Raw genomic sequence first — 14,292 nt, 5'->3', positions numbered from 1 at the left:
AAAAAAGAGGCGTCAGACACCGTATGATAACGTGTCTGACGCCTCTTTTGTATGTTGGTTTAGATTTTTGGACCGGCAGATTTAATTGCATCGGTCGCACTGTCGAATCGCGTAAAGTTTTGTGTGAATTTATTTGCTAAAGCTTGTGCTTGTTCTGCGTATGCGTCTGCATCTGACCAGACTTTTACCGGATTGAGTAAGTCGCTTGGAACACCGGGTACTTCTATCGGCATGTGGAGTCCGAAAATCGGGTGTTCTTCCGTCGGGATGTCAGCGAGTGTACCGTTGACGGCAGCATTGACCATCGTCCGTGTATAGGAAAGCTTCATCCGACTTCCAGTCCCATATGCACCACCTGTCCAACCTGTATTGACGAGGTAGACCGTGACACCATGCCGGTCGATGAGTTCACCAAGCATCGTCGCATATTTTTCAGGCATCAATGGTAAGAACGGTGAACCGAAACATGTCGAGAAGGTCGCTTCCGGTTCAGTGACACCACGCTCTGTTCCAGCAAGTTTTGATGTATAGCCGGATAAGAAGTGGTACATCGCTTGCTCCTTCGTCAACTTACTGATTGGCGGAAGGACGCCGTATGCATCAGCCGTCAAGAAGACAATCGTTTTCGGATGTCCGGCACGTGACGGTACGGCAATGTTATCGATTGCTGTAATCGGATAAGCAGCCCGTGTATTTTCTGTCAGAGATGTATCGTCATAGTCCGGACTGCGCTTCTCGTCGAGGACGACGTTTTCAAGGACTGTACCGAACCGGATCGCATCAAAGATTTGCGGCTCTTTTTCACGCGACAGGTTGACTGTTTTCGCGTAGCAACCGCCTTCGATGTTGAAGACACCATCATGAGACCAGCCGTGTTCGTCGTCACCGATCAACTGACGACTTTCGTCAGCGGACAGTGTGGTCTTACCAGTCCCTGATAGTCCGAAGAATAAGGCGACGTCCCCCTCATGACCGACGTTAGCCGAGCAGTGCATCGATAAGACGTTCTCTTGTGGTAAGAGGTAGTTCATGACAGAGAAGATGGATTTTTTGATTTCGCCCGCATACTCCGTTCCACCGATTAAAACGATACGATGTTCGAATGACATGGCGATGAACGTTTCTGAATTCGTCCCGTCGACTTCAGGGTCGGCCTTGAAATCGGGTGCGTAAATGACCGTGAAGGGCTCAAAAGCAGCTTCAGTCGGAAACTCACGTAAAAATAATTGTTTTGCGAATAAGTTATGCCAAGCATATTGAGTCACGACACGAACTGGAAGGGTGAAATGAGTATCTGCACCAGCGGCAGCTTCTGTGTAGTAGAGCTGATCTGCCTCATTCATGTAGCGAAGAACTTTTTGTAACAATTGCTCGAATTTGTCTGCTTCCATCGGCTGATTGACATGTCCCCAATCGATGTGTGATTCGCATGACTGATCGCGAACAATGAACTTGTCTTTTGGTGAACGACCTGTAAATTTCCCCGTTTCTACAGACAGAGCGCCGTTTTCGGCAAGGACTCCTTCTTCGTTCCGAATCGCATGTTCGACTAGCTCAGCAACAGATAGTTGTTTGAACACATGCTCCTTCTTGATTAGTTCTTCGATATTCAGGACCGTCATCGGCATCCTGACCCCACCTTTCCCCTACGTTGGTTTAGCTCTGGCATTTAGTATGACACATTTATTATATATGACATACTAAAAGAAGAGCAATCATTTTTTAGCGCTGATTTCTATTTTTCTGGAAACGCTTTCAGCATTAACAGTTTAACATCTCTTCGGAAAAGTTTCGACTAGAAATTAAAACGTTGCTTGACAGAGTCGGCACAACTTTATATCATGTAATTCGTAACGGATACTCTTATTCTGAGCAGGTGGAGGGAACAAGGCCCGAAGAAACCCGGCAACCGTCCTACATTAAGAATGCTATTAATGAAGGAAAAGGTGCTCTCCTGAAGCGAAGTAAACACTTCGAACGATAAGAGGGTAAAGGAAGAACGCACAACCTTTCCCTGACCATTTTTGGACATGGAAAGGTTTTTTTCATTTTACCGTCCCACTCAACTAGGGGAAATGAGTACACCGTCAAATTCTTTTTTGGGAGGGTCAAACATGACAAACCTTAATCGCCGACTATTTACGTCGGAGTCAGTAACTGAAGGTCACCCGGATAAAATCTGTGACCAAATCTCGGATTCAATCTTAGATGCGATTCTCGCAGCTGATCCAAATGCACGCGTAGCTGCTGAAACATCTGTCACGACAGGACTCGTCCTCGTAGCAGGTGAAATCACGACATCGACATATGTCGATATTCCGAAAGTCGTCCGCGAAACAATTCGTGAGATTGGCTATACACGCGCTAAATACGGTTTCGATGCAGACACGTGTGCTGTATTGACTTCAATCGATGAGCAATCAGCAGACATCGCTCTCGGTGTTGACCAAGCGCTTGAAGCACGCGAAGGTAACATGTCAGATGAAGAAATCGATGCGATCGGTGCAGGAGACCAGGGTCTTATGTTCGGATACGCTACGAAAGAAACACCTGAACTCATGCCACTTCCAATCTCGCTTTCACACAAACTTGCCCGTCGTCTCGCTGAGGTCCGTAAAAACGGTCAACTCGATTACCTTCGTCCAGATGGTAAAACGCAAGTGACGGTTGAATACAACGAGAACAACGAACCGGTTCGTGTCGATACAATCGTCATCTCGACGCAACATGCAGAAGAAGTGACACTCGAGCAAATCCAAGCGGATTTAAAAGAACATGTCATCGCACCTGTCATCCCATCAGAGTACATCGATGCGGAAACAAAGTTCTTCATTAACCCAACTGGACGCTTCGTTATCGGTGGACCACAAGGGGATGCAGGACTCACAGGACGTAAAATCATCGTCGATACGTATGGTGGATATGCACGTCATGGAGGCGGTGCATTCTCTGGTAAAGATCCAACCAAAGTTGACCGTTCTGCAGCATACGCAGCGCGTTATGTCGCGAAAAACCTCGTAGCAGCGGGTCTTGCGGATAAAGCAGAAGTTCAACTTGCATACGCGATTGGTGTCGCACATCCTGTTTCGATCGCAGTTGATACATTTGGAACAGGTAAGCTTCCTGAAGCACAACTCGTCGAACTTGTTGCTGAAAACTTCGATCTTCGTCCAGCAGGGATCATCAATATGCTTGATCTCCGCCGTCCGATTTATCGTCAGACTGCAGCATATGGTCATTTCGGTCGTACAGACATCGAATTGCCATGGGAACAAACAGATAAAGCAGCTATTCTTGAAGAACAAGCGAAACGATTCGCATAAGACTCCGTTCAGAAACAGACTCATCCCGAGTTTGTTTCTGAACTTTTTTTGTTTGTCCCGAACTTTGCAGGGAAACGAATGATTTTTCTAGAAAAGGGTAAAAGAACATGAACCGGTAAATGGAAAAAGGGGGAGTCCGACATGGAGATACGCGAAGCAGTTCCGACCGATGCAGCACGCATTCATGATATTGCTATCACCTCTTGGATGGATACGTATGAAGAAATCTATTCTGCAAATTCTAAAACGCATTTCGTGAAAGAAGCGTATCCGCAAGAAGAAGTCGCACGGGCGATTCGGACAGCGGAAGAAGCACGCGGAGAGTACTTTAATGTAGCGATCATTGATGAAGAAATCGTAGGATTCATCCATGCCATCGATGTCGATGGCACATGGGAAATCGTTCGCTTGTATGTGTTGCCAAAGTATCAGCAAAATGGGATCGGACGAAAGTTGATCCGCGAGCTTGAGCGGCAAGGCGCCTCCCCGATTGAAGTCTATGTTGAATCCCGAAACTATAAAGCACGTCAGTTTCTCGTTTCGTTCGGATTTAAAGAAGTGAGTGAAACGACGGAAGAAATTTTTGGGCAAGTCGAGCCCGTCACACGCTTAAAGCGTCGTTATGATGAAAATCCGACTTAAGATGGTGTTTTACGTCGTGCGTTTCACGGTAAGATAGAGGAATCATTGGTGAAGAGGTGAGTTTGTGGAAAATCAAGCAACAGGAGTCATCGTACTCGTTTATCCGCTCCAGTTACGGGCGAAGCCGAGCGACGCATTGATTCGCGTACTCGAACAAGACTATGAGGTGTTACGTGTAGATTCTCCGCGTCGGATATCACTCGAAGAACATCAGCAGTTACTAAAAGATGCTTTACGGGAGGCCGGTAAACGAAAGCTCCCAATCCATATCATCGCCTGCAGCATGGGGGCGCTCGTCGTTAACCGGTTACTTCAAGAATATGAACTACCAATTGCGAGTTTGACTTATATCTCTCCACTGTTCGATTGGCATAACTCGAAACAACTTGGTGGGGTCAAACAAGTTTTTGCGAGTGCCTTTGACCGCTTCCGTCCTGATGCGCCACTCGGTACACTACCGTTTGGTCAAAATAGTGAAGATACGGCACGGCTTGGTGAATTGACGTATGCGCAGTACCGGGAGATTGAAGAAGAAATTGTCTTACACGATGAAGAACGAAAAAAATTACCCCGCGTCAACCTTGCGTGTTTTTATGCACCGGACGATCAATTCGCAGACGTCAAGTTTACGCTAGAAATCTGTCGGAAGATGGGGGGAGATCAAATTTACCTCCAACGCCTTCACGGCTTCCCACATTTCAGCTTTGAACGTCTCAATACACGGTTCGCAGAAAAATTATTATTGTTTTTGAAGATGATCGAGGAATAACAAAAAAGACGCTGTCGTGCTGACAGCGTCTCAGACCGTAGACAAAGTGCTATCGGGAAATCAAGCGTCTTTTTTCGTTGCTTTCCTCGGGCGAGGCGCAAGCCGTTGCTCCTTGATCCTCACGGACAATGAGCAGGGTCTTGCCTGCCTCTGAAAGTGCGTTAAAAACGCACTTTTCCCCGTAGGAGTCAATGAAACGCGACGCTTTTTAGGCAATACCGTGACGGAAAGCCGGTCATGCAGACGGTTTAGAGCGCAATCCGTCTCGAATCGCTTTTCGCTTTGAAGACGAGGCGAGACAGGGAAGCGCGAACGGATTGCTTCTCGATATCGCATGTTCACGCTCCATAAGAGTTTGTCTACACGCTAAAGACGCTGTCGTGCGGACAGCGTCTTTTTTTTTGATTAATCGAGTGTTTGCTTTTTTAATTTTTTTTCGATGGCGACGATGAAGGGGGGATTGTTTTGTTGATTCAGAAAACGATACTGTAAGACGGCATAGTCTTGTTGGGACAGACTTTCAACATAATCAAGGACGGCATCACGTTCGCGTTTGCCCTCGACATGACCATGATAGATGACGAGGACGATCAAGCCACCGGGTACGAGTACCGGGAGTAATGCCCCTAACGCTTCTAATGTATCTTCTCCGGTCGTCGTGACGGATTTATCGCTCCCGGGCAAATAACCGAGATTAAAGACGCCCGCTCGAACCGGACGTGTCTCGTTCACGAGGCGGGCACCGACGTGGATATGACTTTCGTGGTAGAGATCGACCCAATCGGCGACATGGGCGGCTTCGACCCGCCGCTTCGTCTCTTCGATCGCCTGTAGCTGGACATCAAAAGCAATGACACGTCCATCCGGCCCCACTTGTTCAGCGAGAAACAGTGTGTCATGACCATTTCCTGCAGTCATATCGACGACACAATCTCCTTCGTGAAGGACAGCTTCTAATAACTCTTTTGCATAAGGTAGTACACGGGCAAGTGACATGGCTCAGACTCCTGTTCAATAAATAGATTTCTTACATAATTTTCTAACGTTTTTGTCGCACTGATTATATCATTATTCCGATAATTCGTTCAAAATGAAGTTTCTTGACAGAGCAGGGGACAATTTCGTAAGGTGGCAAAGGTGAGAAATATATTGGAGGACGTTTATCATGCCGAAATTACCCCGTGCGGTCTGGATTCTCGTGTTGGCGATGACGATCAATACGACAGGAGCCTCTTTTTTATGGCCGTTTAATACATTATATATTCATGAATATTTAGGTGAATCGATGACTAAGGCTGGAATTGCCTTATTCGTCAATTCGGCATTAGCAATCGTCGGAAACTATATCGGTGGAAAAGCATTCGATCGACTGGGTGGAAAACGTACACTCGTCATCAGCGTGATTGGGCTAGTCGTCGCATCGGTTGGATTATTGTTATTTCATCAGACATTTGTTGGGTACGTGACGATGCTCGGCTTGATAGGTTTCGTCGGAGGAATGGTTTTTCCGACAGTCTATGCCTTGACGGGTGTCATCTGGCCGAAAGGTGGACGCCGTGCTTTTAATGCGATTTATGTCGCACAAAACGTCGGTGTTGCGCTCGGTACTGCCGTCAGTGGTCAAATTGCAGCAATCGACATTCAATTCATTTTTATCGCGAACTTGATTTTATATGTCCTTTTCGCAATCGTCTTATTTGTTGGTTTGAACTGGATTCAAGCACCGGAGAAGAAACAGCAAAAAGAATTTACGACAGAAGATGTCCGGGAGCCGCTTTCGAAAGAATCCGTTCGGACGATGCTTTATGTATCAATCGGGTATGCGTTACTTTGGTTCGTCTATGTCCAGTGGCAAGGGACGTTTGCCGTTCACACGAAATCGCTGGGTGTGACGATTTCCGAGTACTCGATTTTATGGACAATCAACGGGGCGTTAATCGTATTTGCACAACCGTTGTTAGCGCCGATCTTACGCTGGTTCGGTGATGATTTGAAACGGCAGTTGTTGACGGGGACCGGCATATTCTTAGTGTCGTACGCAATCGTACCGTTTGCTGAAGGCTTTGAGATGTTTCTTGTTGCGATGGTCATCTTGACGATTGGTGAGATGTTCATCTGGCCGGCCGTTCCTGCGATGGCAGCGCGCCTTGCTCCGATTGGGAAAGAAGGCGAATTCCAAGGGTACGTCAACATCGCGGCATCTGCCGGGCGGATGATTAGTCCGACGGTCGGTGGTTTAATTTACGATTTATCCGGGATGAATGCGGTCTTCTTGACGTTGATCGGATTGATTTTACTTGCCGGTATTGTCTTTGTCCGTGCCATTCCTAAAATTAATTGATACAAAAGAACGCTCCGTCTTTTCGGGATAGAGTGTTTTTTTGTATTTTCAAAAGATTAGAGTAAAGCTGAATTAAAGCGGGTATCAATAAAAAGAGGGAATAATTAAATAATTAACCAAATTAAAGAAGTTTATATTTTTTTGTTGTGCTTTTTGAATCGGGAGTGTGAGAAGGATGGGAAAGTGCGTTTTCATCGAAGATCAGACAACTTGGACAACTCTTATTCGCAATCAACCACTCGATATTTTCTACAGTTATGAATACGTTAAATTAAATGCAAGACCGGAAGAACGCGCTCGATTGATGTACTTTAAAGGAGCGGCAGGTGCATTATTTTATCCCTTTTTAAAGCGTCCCATCTTTGAGACGAAGTATTTTGATTTAATCACGCCGTACGGATACGGTGGACCGGAAGTGGTTGGTGACTTGACCATCGAAGAGTGGGGAGAGGCAAGGGATTGTTTTCAGGAATGGGCTGAGCGGGAACAGATCGTTTCCGAGTTGATTCGCTATAACCCCTTGACGAAAAACGACCGTTTTGGTGCGTATTGGACAAAAAAAGAATTCATCCGACATACGACTAGTATTGATTTGCGACCGTCCGTAGAGGAAATCATGCAGACATTTCATAAAAAGACACGGAGCATGATTCGGAAATCACTTGCTTCTCATCTAGTCGTCAGACCAGGTACACATGAAGATTTGCAGTCATTCATTCAATTGTATTACCAAACGATGGATCGAAAAGATGCGTCCAGTCATTATTATTTTTCGCGAGACTACTTTGAACAGTTATTCGAACCGAATGTTCTATGTACACCATTGTTACTAATGGCTGAGTTCGAAGGGGAAGTAATTGGTGGATACTTCGTATTGCTCGGTCAGCAGTATGCTCATGGTCATTTGATGGGGTGTGAGCGGGATGAACATAAACTATATCCGAATCAGCGACTCGAGTTTGAGGCAATTTTACAATCGAAGGCGGCAGGAATGGTCGAACAGCATTTGGGTGGCGGCTACAAAGAACGGGATAGTTTATTCGAAAGTAAGTGTCGCTATACTGGGTACCGGATGTTCGAATACCATCAAGGGAAAAATATCTTGCTGCCTGAAGTCTATGAACAATTGTGCCAACGCTATGGTGACGGAGAGCGTGAACATTATTTTCCCGGTTACCGGTCTCACCCGGCGCTGATCTCGAAATAATACAACATGGACAAAGTAAGTATTGGGCAATAAAAATTTGTCTACAGTCTGAAATGACAGCCCACGGTCTGTCGTTTTTTTTGTTAAAGTTAAAGAAAGGAGTGAGGCGAGTGCAAAAAACGGGCTTGATTTTCGATATGGATGGCGTCATTTTAGATAGTGAAATCCGCTACTTTGGTGTACATAAGGATATGTTTCGACAACTCGGGATTCCGCTCGATCCCGTACAATATGCAACGTTCATGGGCAAGACGGGAGATGAGATGTGGGCGGAATTAATTGAACAACATCGTTTACCCCATCAAACGGATGCGTTACTCGCACAGGAGCATGACTTATTTCAACAACATGCCAAACCAGAAGCATGTGGATTGAAAGACGGGGTTCAAGAGTTAATGTATGGTGCGAGGAAGGACGGATACCGGATTGCGATTGCCTCATCGAGCTCACTCGAAAAAATTGAACGGGTCATCTCGTTTTATGGATTGGTGGTCGACACCTACACGAGTGGCTTTGAAGTCCCGCGCTCTAAACCGGACCCCGCCATCTTCGAGCTGACAGCAAAACGGATGGGTCTCGCGCCAGCGTCATGTATCGTCATCGAGGACGCGGCGAATGGTATGATGGGGGCAAAAAAAGCAGGGATGGAAGTCATCGCGTTACTCGACGACCGCATGCCGGCGCAAACATTACGTTATGCCGATCATCAGGCGTCAACACATGCTGCGATTGGGGAAATTTTACGGAAACGTTGACGGTTGATTAAGATTCAGATTAAACTAACTAATAGATAGTCAGATGCAACGAACTGAAGTAGTAATGGAGACATTCCGTTTAGAGAACTGGTGGGTGGTGCAAACCAGTCGGAACTGTCCATGAACTCGTCAGGGAGCATGATTCGTGAACAACGAGTAGCGAATCCGGTCCTTCACACCGTTATCCGTGAGTCAAGCGGTCTGTCATTGACAGACAACGTGGGTGGTACCGCGGAAGCCAAACCGGTCTTTCGTCCCTATTCTTAGGGGCGGAAGACCGGTTTTTTTTAATCAGAGGAGGAAGAAGAGATGTCGTATAATCATCGTGAGATTGAACCAAAATGGCAAGCGCGCTGGGAACAGGATAACGCGTTCGTAACGACGGAAGACCCAAGTAAGGAAGGCTTTTATGCCCTCGATATGTTTCCATATCCATCGGGAGCAGGACTGCATGTCGGACACCCGGAAGGATACACGGCAACGGATATCCTCGCCCGCATGAAACGGATGCAAGGGTATAACGTTCTTCACCCAATGGGTTGGGATGCGTTCGGACTCCCGGCAGAACAGTATGCACTCGACACGGGGAATGACCCGCGTGAGTTCACGGCGCAAAATATCGAAACGTTTAAACGTCAGTTGAAAGACTTAGGTTTTTCATACGATTGGGACCGTGAAATCAATACGACGGATCCGAAATACTATAAATGGACGCAGTGGATCTTCACACAACTGTACGAAAAAGGACTTGCGTTCGTAGACGAAGTCGCGGTTAACTGGTGCCCGGCACTTGGAACGGTCCTCGCGAATGAAGAAGTCATCGATGGATTGTCTGAACGTGGAAATCACCCTGTCGTCCGTGTCCCGATGCGTCAATGGGTCCTCAAGATTACGGAATATGCGGACCGTCTCCTCGACGATTTAGATGAACTCGATTGGCCAGAGTCAGTGAAAGAAATGCAACGGAACTGGATTGGTAAATCGGAAGGTGCGGAAATCGACTTTACGATTGACGGACACAAAAAACAAGTCACGGTCTTTACGACACGTCCGGATACAGTCTTCGGCGCGACGTACCTCGTCTTAGCACCGGAGCATCCATTTGTCGCGGATATCATGACGGCAGAACATCAGGCAGCGGTCGAAGGTTACATCGCATCTGTTCAGACGAAATCGGATCTTGAACGAACGGATCTTGCGAAAGAAAAAACAGGTGTCTTCACGGGTGCGTTCGCTGTCAACCCGATTTCTGGGGAACGTCTACCGATCTGGATTGCCGATTATGTTCTTGCGACATACGGGACAGGGGCCATCATGGCCGTTCCGGCGCATGACGAACGGGACCATGAATTTGCGAAACAATTCGACCTTCCAATTATTGAAGTCGTAAAAGGCGGAAACGTCGAGGAAGCGGCGTATACAGGCGAAGGCGAGCACGTCAATTCACAAATGCTCGATGGCCTCTCGAAGGCTGAATCCATCGAAACCATCATTGCTGAACTCGAAACGAACCAGGTCGGACGGAAGAAGATCACGTATCGTCTCCGTGACTGGCTCTTTAGCCGTCAACGCTATTGGGGCGAGCCGATTCCGGTCGTCCATATGGAAGATGGAACGATGAAGACGCTTGATAAACAAGAGTTACCCCTTGAACTTCCGATGATTCCTGAAATCAAACCGTCTGGAACAGGGGAGTCACCGCTTGCACTTGCAGAAGAGTGGCTCGACTATACGGATCCTGTGACAGGGATGAAAGGACGCCGCGAAACGAACACGATGCCACAATGGGGCGGTAGCTGCTGGTACTACCTTCGTTTCATTGATCCGCATAATGAAGAGGCAATCGCTGATCCGGAGAAATTAAAATACTGGCTTCCGGTCGATATTTATATCGGTGGGGCGGAACATGCGGTCCTTCACTTACTGTACGCACGTTTTTGGCACAAAGTGTTATACGATATCGGGGTTGTTCCGACAAAAGAGCCATTCCAAAAGCTGTATAACCAAGGGATGATTCTTGGAGAGAACAATGAGAAAATGTCGAAATCACGCGGGAACGTCATTAATCCGGATGAAATCGTCAAGTCACACGGTGCAGATACGCTTCGCCTGTACGAAATGTTCATGGGGCCGCTCGATGCGTCCATATCCTGGTCAGAAAACGGGCTCGACGGTGCACGTCGTTTCCTTGACCGCGTCTGGCGCTTATTCGAACGGACAGCAGACATTCAAGATATTGAGACGGTTGACGCTGACTTCGAACGTGTCTATCACCAGACCGTCAAGAAAGTCACGGAAGACTTCTCGAACATTCAATTCAATACAGGGATTTCCCAGTTGATGGTCTTCGTCAACGAAGCGAACAAACAGCAAGTCTTACCACGTTACTTCCTTCGCGGATTCATTCAGTTGTTGACACCTGTCGCGCCTCACCTCGGGGAAGAGTTATGGGAGCAACTTGGGTTTGAAGATACATTAACGTACGCGGCATGGCCGACGTATGACGAAACAAAACTCGTCAGTGATACGATGGAGTTCGTCATTCAAGTGAACGGAAAAGTCCGTTCGAAATTGACGATTAGTATTGACGCAACAAAAGAAGAAATCGAAGCACTCGCTTTTGCCGATGAAAAAACAAAAGAGTGGATTGGCGACAAGACAGTTCGTAAAGTCATCGTCGTACCGAAAAAACTCATCAATATCGTGGCGAACTAACGACAACCCCCTTCTCCTAGTTTGATTGGAGTGAGGGGGTTGTGTTGATTTCAGTCGCAAGCCTGCTTTTTTTTTAGTCTTCCTTCTGATACACTAAATCAGAAACCGAGAGAGAAAGGCGATTTGTGTAAATGAAACGATCCTATATAGTCTATACAACGATTTTTGCCGTCGTCTCCGGCTTGATCCTCTGTATTCTACTCGTCTTCTCTAAACCAGAGACGTTAGCGCAAATTCAAGAGACCTTCATGAAAATCGAAACGCAGTCGAAGCACCAGGCTGCTGTCAAACAAGTACCACCAAAAATGCCGTCGTCGATTCCGAATCCGGAAGAACCGTTGATTCAAGATGTCCAACAAATGTTGTACGATGATTCGATTGGCTCCTATCTCGTCGTGACGGAAGACTATCACTTCTTTGAGGTCAGTGGGACGGGTGAACGAATCAATGCCTCCTTCCAGTTGAAGGGAGATGACAAGCTGTTACTCGCGGGGCTCGACGGAATGACTCTCGTTGACGGTGAGACAGTGGCGTTACTGACATCCAATCAGATTCTGGTCACGATTAAACGAAAAGATGGCGTCTGGTCGGAAGAAACGCGTGAGAAGCTCGAGGGGGCGACGATTCGTGACAATTTCCGTGGACTTGGTTATGATGCGGAGAAAAAAGAATTTTATACGATCAACCATATCCGTTCGCTCGAGCGTGTCGAACTGACGTACTTTAAAATGAAGCAAGATGAAGTCAAGATTGACCCGGATGCGACCGAAAAACAGAAACGAAAATTGAAGAAAAAACAAAAGCAACCGCGTTTGACGATTGTTAAACGAAGTCGAGTGGATGCAGCGGATGGGATGCGGACGGATGCGAAAAAAGCATTCACTGACAACTTTAGTCCGATTGGTCTCGCAGAACGACAAGGAAGAATCTATACATTAGATTCAAATGCACTTTATCTGTATTCGATTGATGTAAAAGAAAAAACGATTACAGGTGAATCAGCCAGTCCGAAAGTGTATGGTGCAGAAGGAATTTTCGTTCAGGACAATGAATTGTTCGCCTTGGTCGAAACAGATAAGTTCTCAAGCCGTTCCTTTACGCCGATTGATTGATGAAAAAGAGCAGCAAAAAGGTGTTCATCCGTGAAAAATCACGTGATGAACACCTTTTTTGATTATGTCGTTTGATTGACTAGAGCAGCATTGGTACCGGCACAGTGTCCTGTCACAAATGCAGCTGTAATGTTATAACCACCCGTATATCCGTGGATGTCTAAAATTTCTCCGGCAAAGAACAGTCCGTCGGCTTTTTTCGACATCATCGTCTTCGGATGAATTTCTTTGATCGAGACACCACCACCTGTGACGAAGGCTTTATCAAAATCAAGTGTTCCGGTCGCATGGAGCGGGAAACGTTTCAGTGTTGTCAACAGTTGGGTGAAATCTTGTTTTTTCACTTGCGTACACACTTCGTCACCAAAACCGATTTGTGTGAAGAGTAATTCAAGCAAGCGTTCCGGTACAAATCCTTTTAAGGCATTTCGGACGGTCTTTTTTGGATTGGCAGCAAGAGCGGCCTGGAAACGTTCCGTCAACGCACCGATTGATTCGTCAGGGAATAAATCAATCGATAAATGAACGATACGTTCACCGGAGCGTTTACGTTCCTTGATTGTATATTGACTGCAACGTAACGCAATCGGACCACTCAGTCCAAAATGCGTAAAGAGCAAATCGCCAGTATGTGTTTTAATGGCTTTATCTTTTTTTCCGTGAACCGTCAATGCGACGTCGCGGAGCGATAAGCCTTGGAGCGATTTCGCTTGGATGAACGCATCGTTCAGCAAAATCGGGACTTCGGTCGGGAAGAGTTCAGTGATTGTATGACCGGCTTTTTTCGCCCATGGGTACCCATCCCCGGTCGAACCGGTATGGGGAACGGATTGTCCACCTACGGCGACGACGCAACTGTTCGCTTCTAGTCGTGTTCCGTCTTGCATGAGAACGGCTGCGAATGAACCGTCCGGATGAAATTCGAGCGTCGCGACTTCAGCATTCGTTTGGATGTCGGCACCATGCGCCCGGATTTGATCAATCAAGACACGGACGACGTCAGCTGCCTTATCCGAGACGGGGAACATCCGCCCGTTATCTTCTTCTTTTAAGGCCACACCGAATCCTTCGAACAGGTCGATGATGGACTCGTTACTAAATTGTGAAAAGGCGCTGTATAAAAAGCGGCCGTTTCCCGGGATCGACTGGACGAGCTCGTCGAGCGGTTTACGGTTCGTGACATTACAACGCCCACCACCGGAAATCGCAAGTTTTCTTCCTAATTTATTTCCTTTATCGAGCAGGAGTGTTTTTGCGCCTGCTTGTAAAGAGGCGAGCGTCGCCATCAAGCCGCTCGGTCCGCCTCCGATTACGATTACATCGTACATGCTGTCACCTCATTGAATAGTTTTCTGCTTGTTCCACTTTAGCAGAAGTTCGGTCTGTAAACAAACCGCCTCTTTCTTTTATGAGAGGGGAGCGGTATAA

11 protein-coding genes, 1 riboswitch and 1 other annotated feature are annotated in these 14,292 nt (G+C 46.9%); of the genes, 8 read left to right on the top strand and 3 right to left on the bottom strand.

Annotated elements, in window-relative coordinates; genetic code table 11:
• Nucleotides 1–59: 59 nt before the first annotated feature.
• Entirely contained in the window at nt 60–1,628 is a 1,569-nt protein-coding gene (pckA, locus tag KNQ04_RS01905) for a phosphoenolpyruvate carboxykinase (ATP) (RefSeq protein WP_214846934.1), read from the bottom strand.
• 232 nt (nt 1,629–1,860) lie between these two features.
• Nucleotides 1,861–1,987: riboswitch (SAM riboswitch) on the top strand.
• 127 nt (nt 1,988–2,114) lie between these two features.
• Between pckA and metK the strand changes: the two genes are divergently transcribed.
• The 3 genes from metK (at nt 2,115) to KNQ04_RS01890 (ending at nt 4,734) form a co-directional block, all read left to right on the top strand.
• On the top strand, nt 2,115–3,323 hold the full coding sequence (gene metK / locus KNQ04_RS01900; RefSeq protein ID WP_214846933.1) for a methionine adenosyltransferase: 1,209 nt from the start codon (nt 2,115–2,117) through the stop codon (nt 3,321–3,323).
• A 141-nt stretch (nt 3,324–3,464) separates the two neighbouring features.
• Nucleotides 3,465–3,965, top strand: coding sequence for a GNAT family N-acetyltransferase (locus KNQ04_RS01895; RefSeq protein WP_214846932.1), 501 nt, complete (start codon nt 3,465–3,467; stop codon nt 3,963–3,965).
• 64 nt (nt 3,966–4,029) lie between these two features.
• A complete protein-coding gene (locus tag KNQ04_RS01890) occupies nt 4,030–4,734 on the top strand; it encodes an alpha/beta fold hydrolase (protein ID WP_214846931.1) in 705 nt (234 codons plus the stop codon).
• Between the two features lie 405 nt (nt 4,735–5,139).
• On the opposite strand, the gene mnmM is transcribed toward KNQ04_RS01890, so the two are convergent.
• A complete protein-coding gene (gene mnmM, locus KNQ04_RS01885; RefSeq protein ID WP_214846929.1) occupies nt 5,140–5,730 on the bottom strand; it encodes a tRNA 5-(aminomethyl)-2-thiouridylate-methyltransferase MnmM in 591 nt (196 codons plus the stop codon).
• Nucleotides 5,731–5,899: 169 nt separating this feature from the next.
• Between mnmM and KNQ04_RS01880 the strand changes: the two genes are divergently transcribed.
• From KNQ04_RS01880 to KNQ04_RS01860, 5 genes are all read left to right on the top strand, one after another.
• On the top strand, nt 5,900–7,075 hold the full coding sequence (locus tag KNQ04_RS01880; protein ID WP_214846927.1) for an MDR family MFS transporter: 1,176 nt from the start codon (nt 5,900–5,902) through the stop codon (nt 7,073–7,075).
• Nucleotides 7,076–7,250: 175 nt separating this feature from the next.
• On the top strand, nt 7,251–8,282 hold the full coding sequence (locus KNQ04_RS01875) for a peptidoglycan bridge formation glycyltransferase FemA/FemB family protein (protein WP_214846926.1): 1,032 nt from the start codon (nt 7,251–7,253) through the stop codon (nt 8,280–8,282).
• 110 nt (nt 8,283–8,392) lie between these two features.
• The gene (locus KNQ04_RS01870; RefSeq protein WP_214846925.1) at nt 8,393–9,037 is read left to right on the top strand and encodes an HAD family hydrolase; all 645 of its coding nucleotides are present in this window, start codon (nt 8,393–8,395) and stop codon (nt 9,035–9,037) included.
• A 39-nt stretch (nt 9,038–9,076) separates the two neighbouring features.
• Nucleotides 9,077–9,299: a binding site (T-box leader), on the top strand.
• Between the two features lie 47 nt (nt 9,300–9,346).
• Nucleotides 9,347–11,752 (top strand): leucine--tRNA ligase, encoded by a 2,406-nt coding sequence (leuS, locus tag KNQ04_RS01865; RefSeq protein ID WP_214846924.1) that lies wholly within the window; start codon nt 9,347–9,349, stop codon nt 11,750–11,752.
• A gap of 131 nt (nt 11,753–11,883) precedes the next feature.
• Complete coding sequence (locus tag KNQ04_RS01860; protein ID WP_214846923.1) at nt 11,884–12,864, top strand: hypothetical protein; 981 nt, start codon at nt 11,884–11,886, stop codon at nt 12,862–12,864.
• A 62-nt stretch (nt 12,865–12,926) separates the two neighbouring features.
• Here the strand turns inward: KNQ04_RS01860 and KNQ04_RS01855 are convergent, their stop codons facing one another.
• Nucleotides 12,927–14,192 carry a BaiN/RdsA family NAD(P)/FAD-dependent oxidoreductase gene (locus tag KNQ04_RS01855; RefSeq protein ID WP_214846922.1) on the bottom strand — a complete coding sequence of 422 codons (1,266 nt, stop codon included), beginning with the start codon at nt 14,190–14,192 and terminating at the stop codon, nt 12,927–12,929.
• Nucleotides 14,193–14,292: the final 100 nt, after the last annotated feature.

It is taken from the genome of Exiguobacterium sp. s193 (assembly GCF_018618755.1).
Classification (GTDB): Bacteria; Bacillota; Bacilli; order Exiguobacteriales; family Exiguobacteriaceae; genus Exiguobacterium_A.
This window is presented reverse-complemented; position numbering and strand designations above follow the sequence as displayed.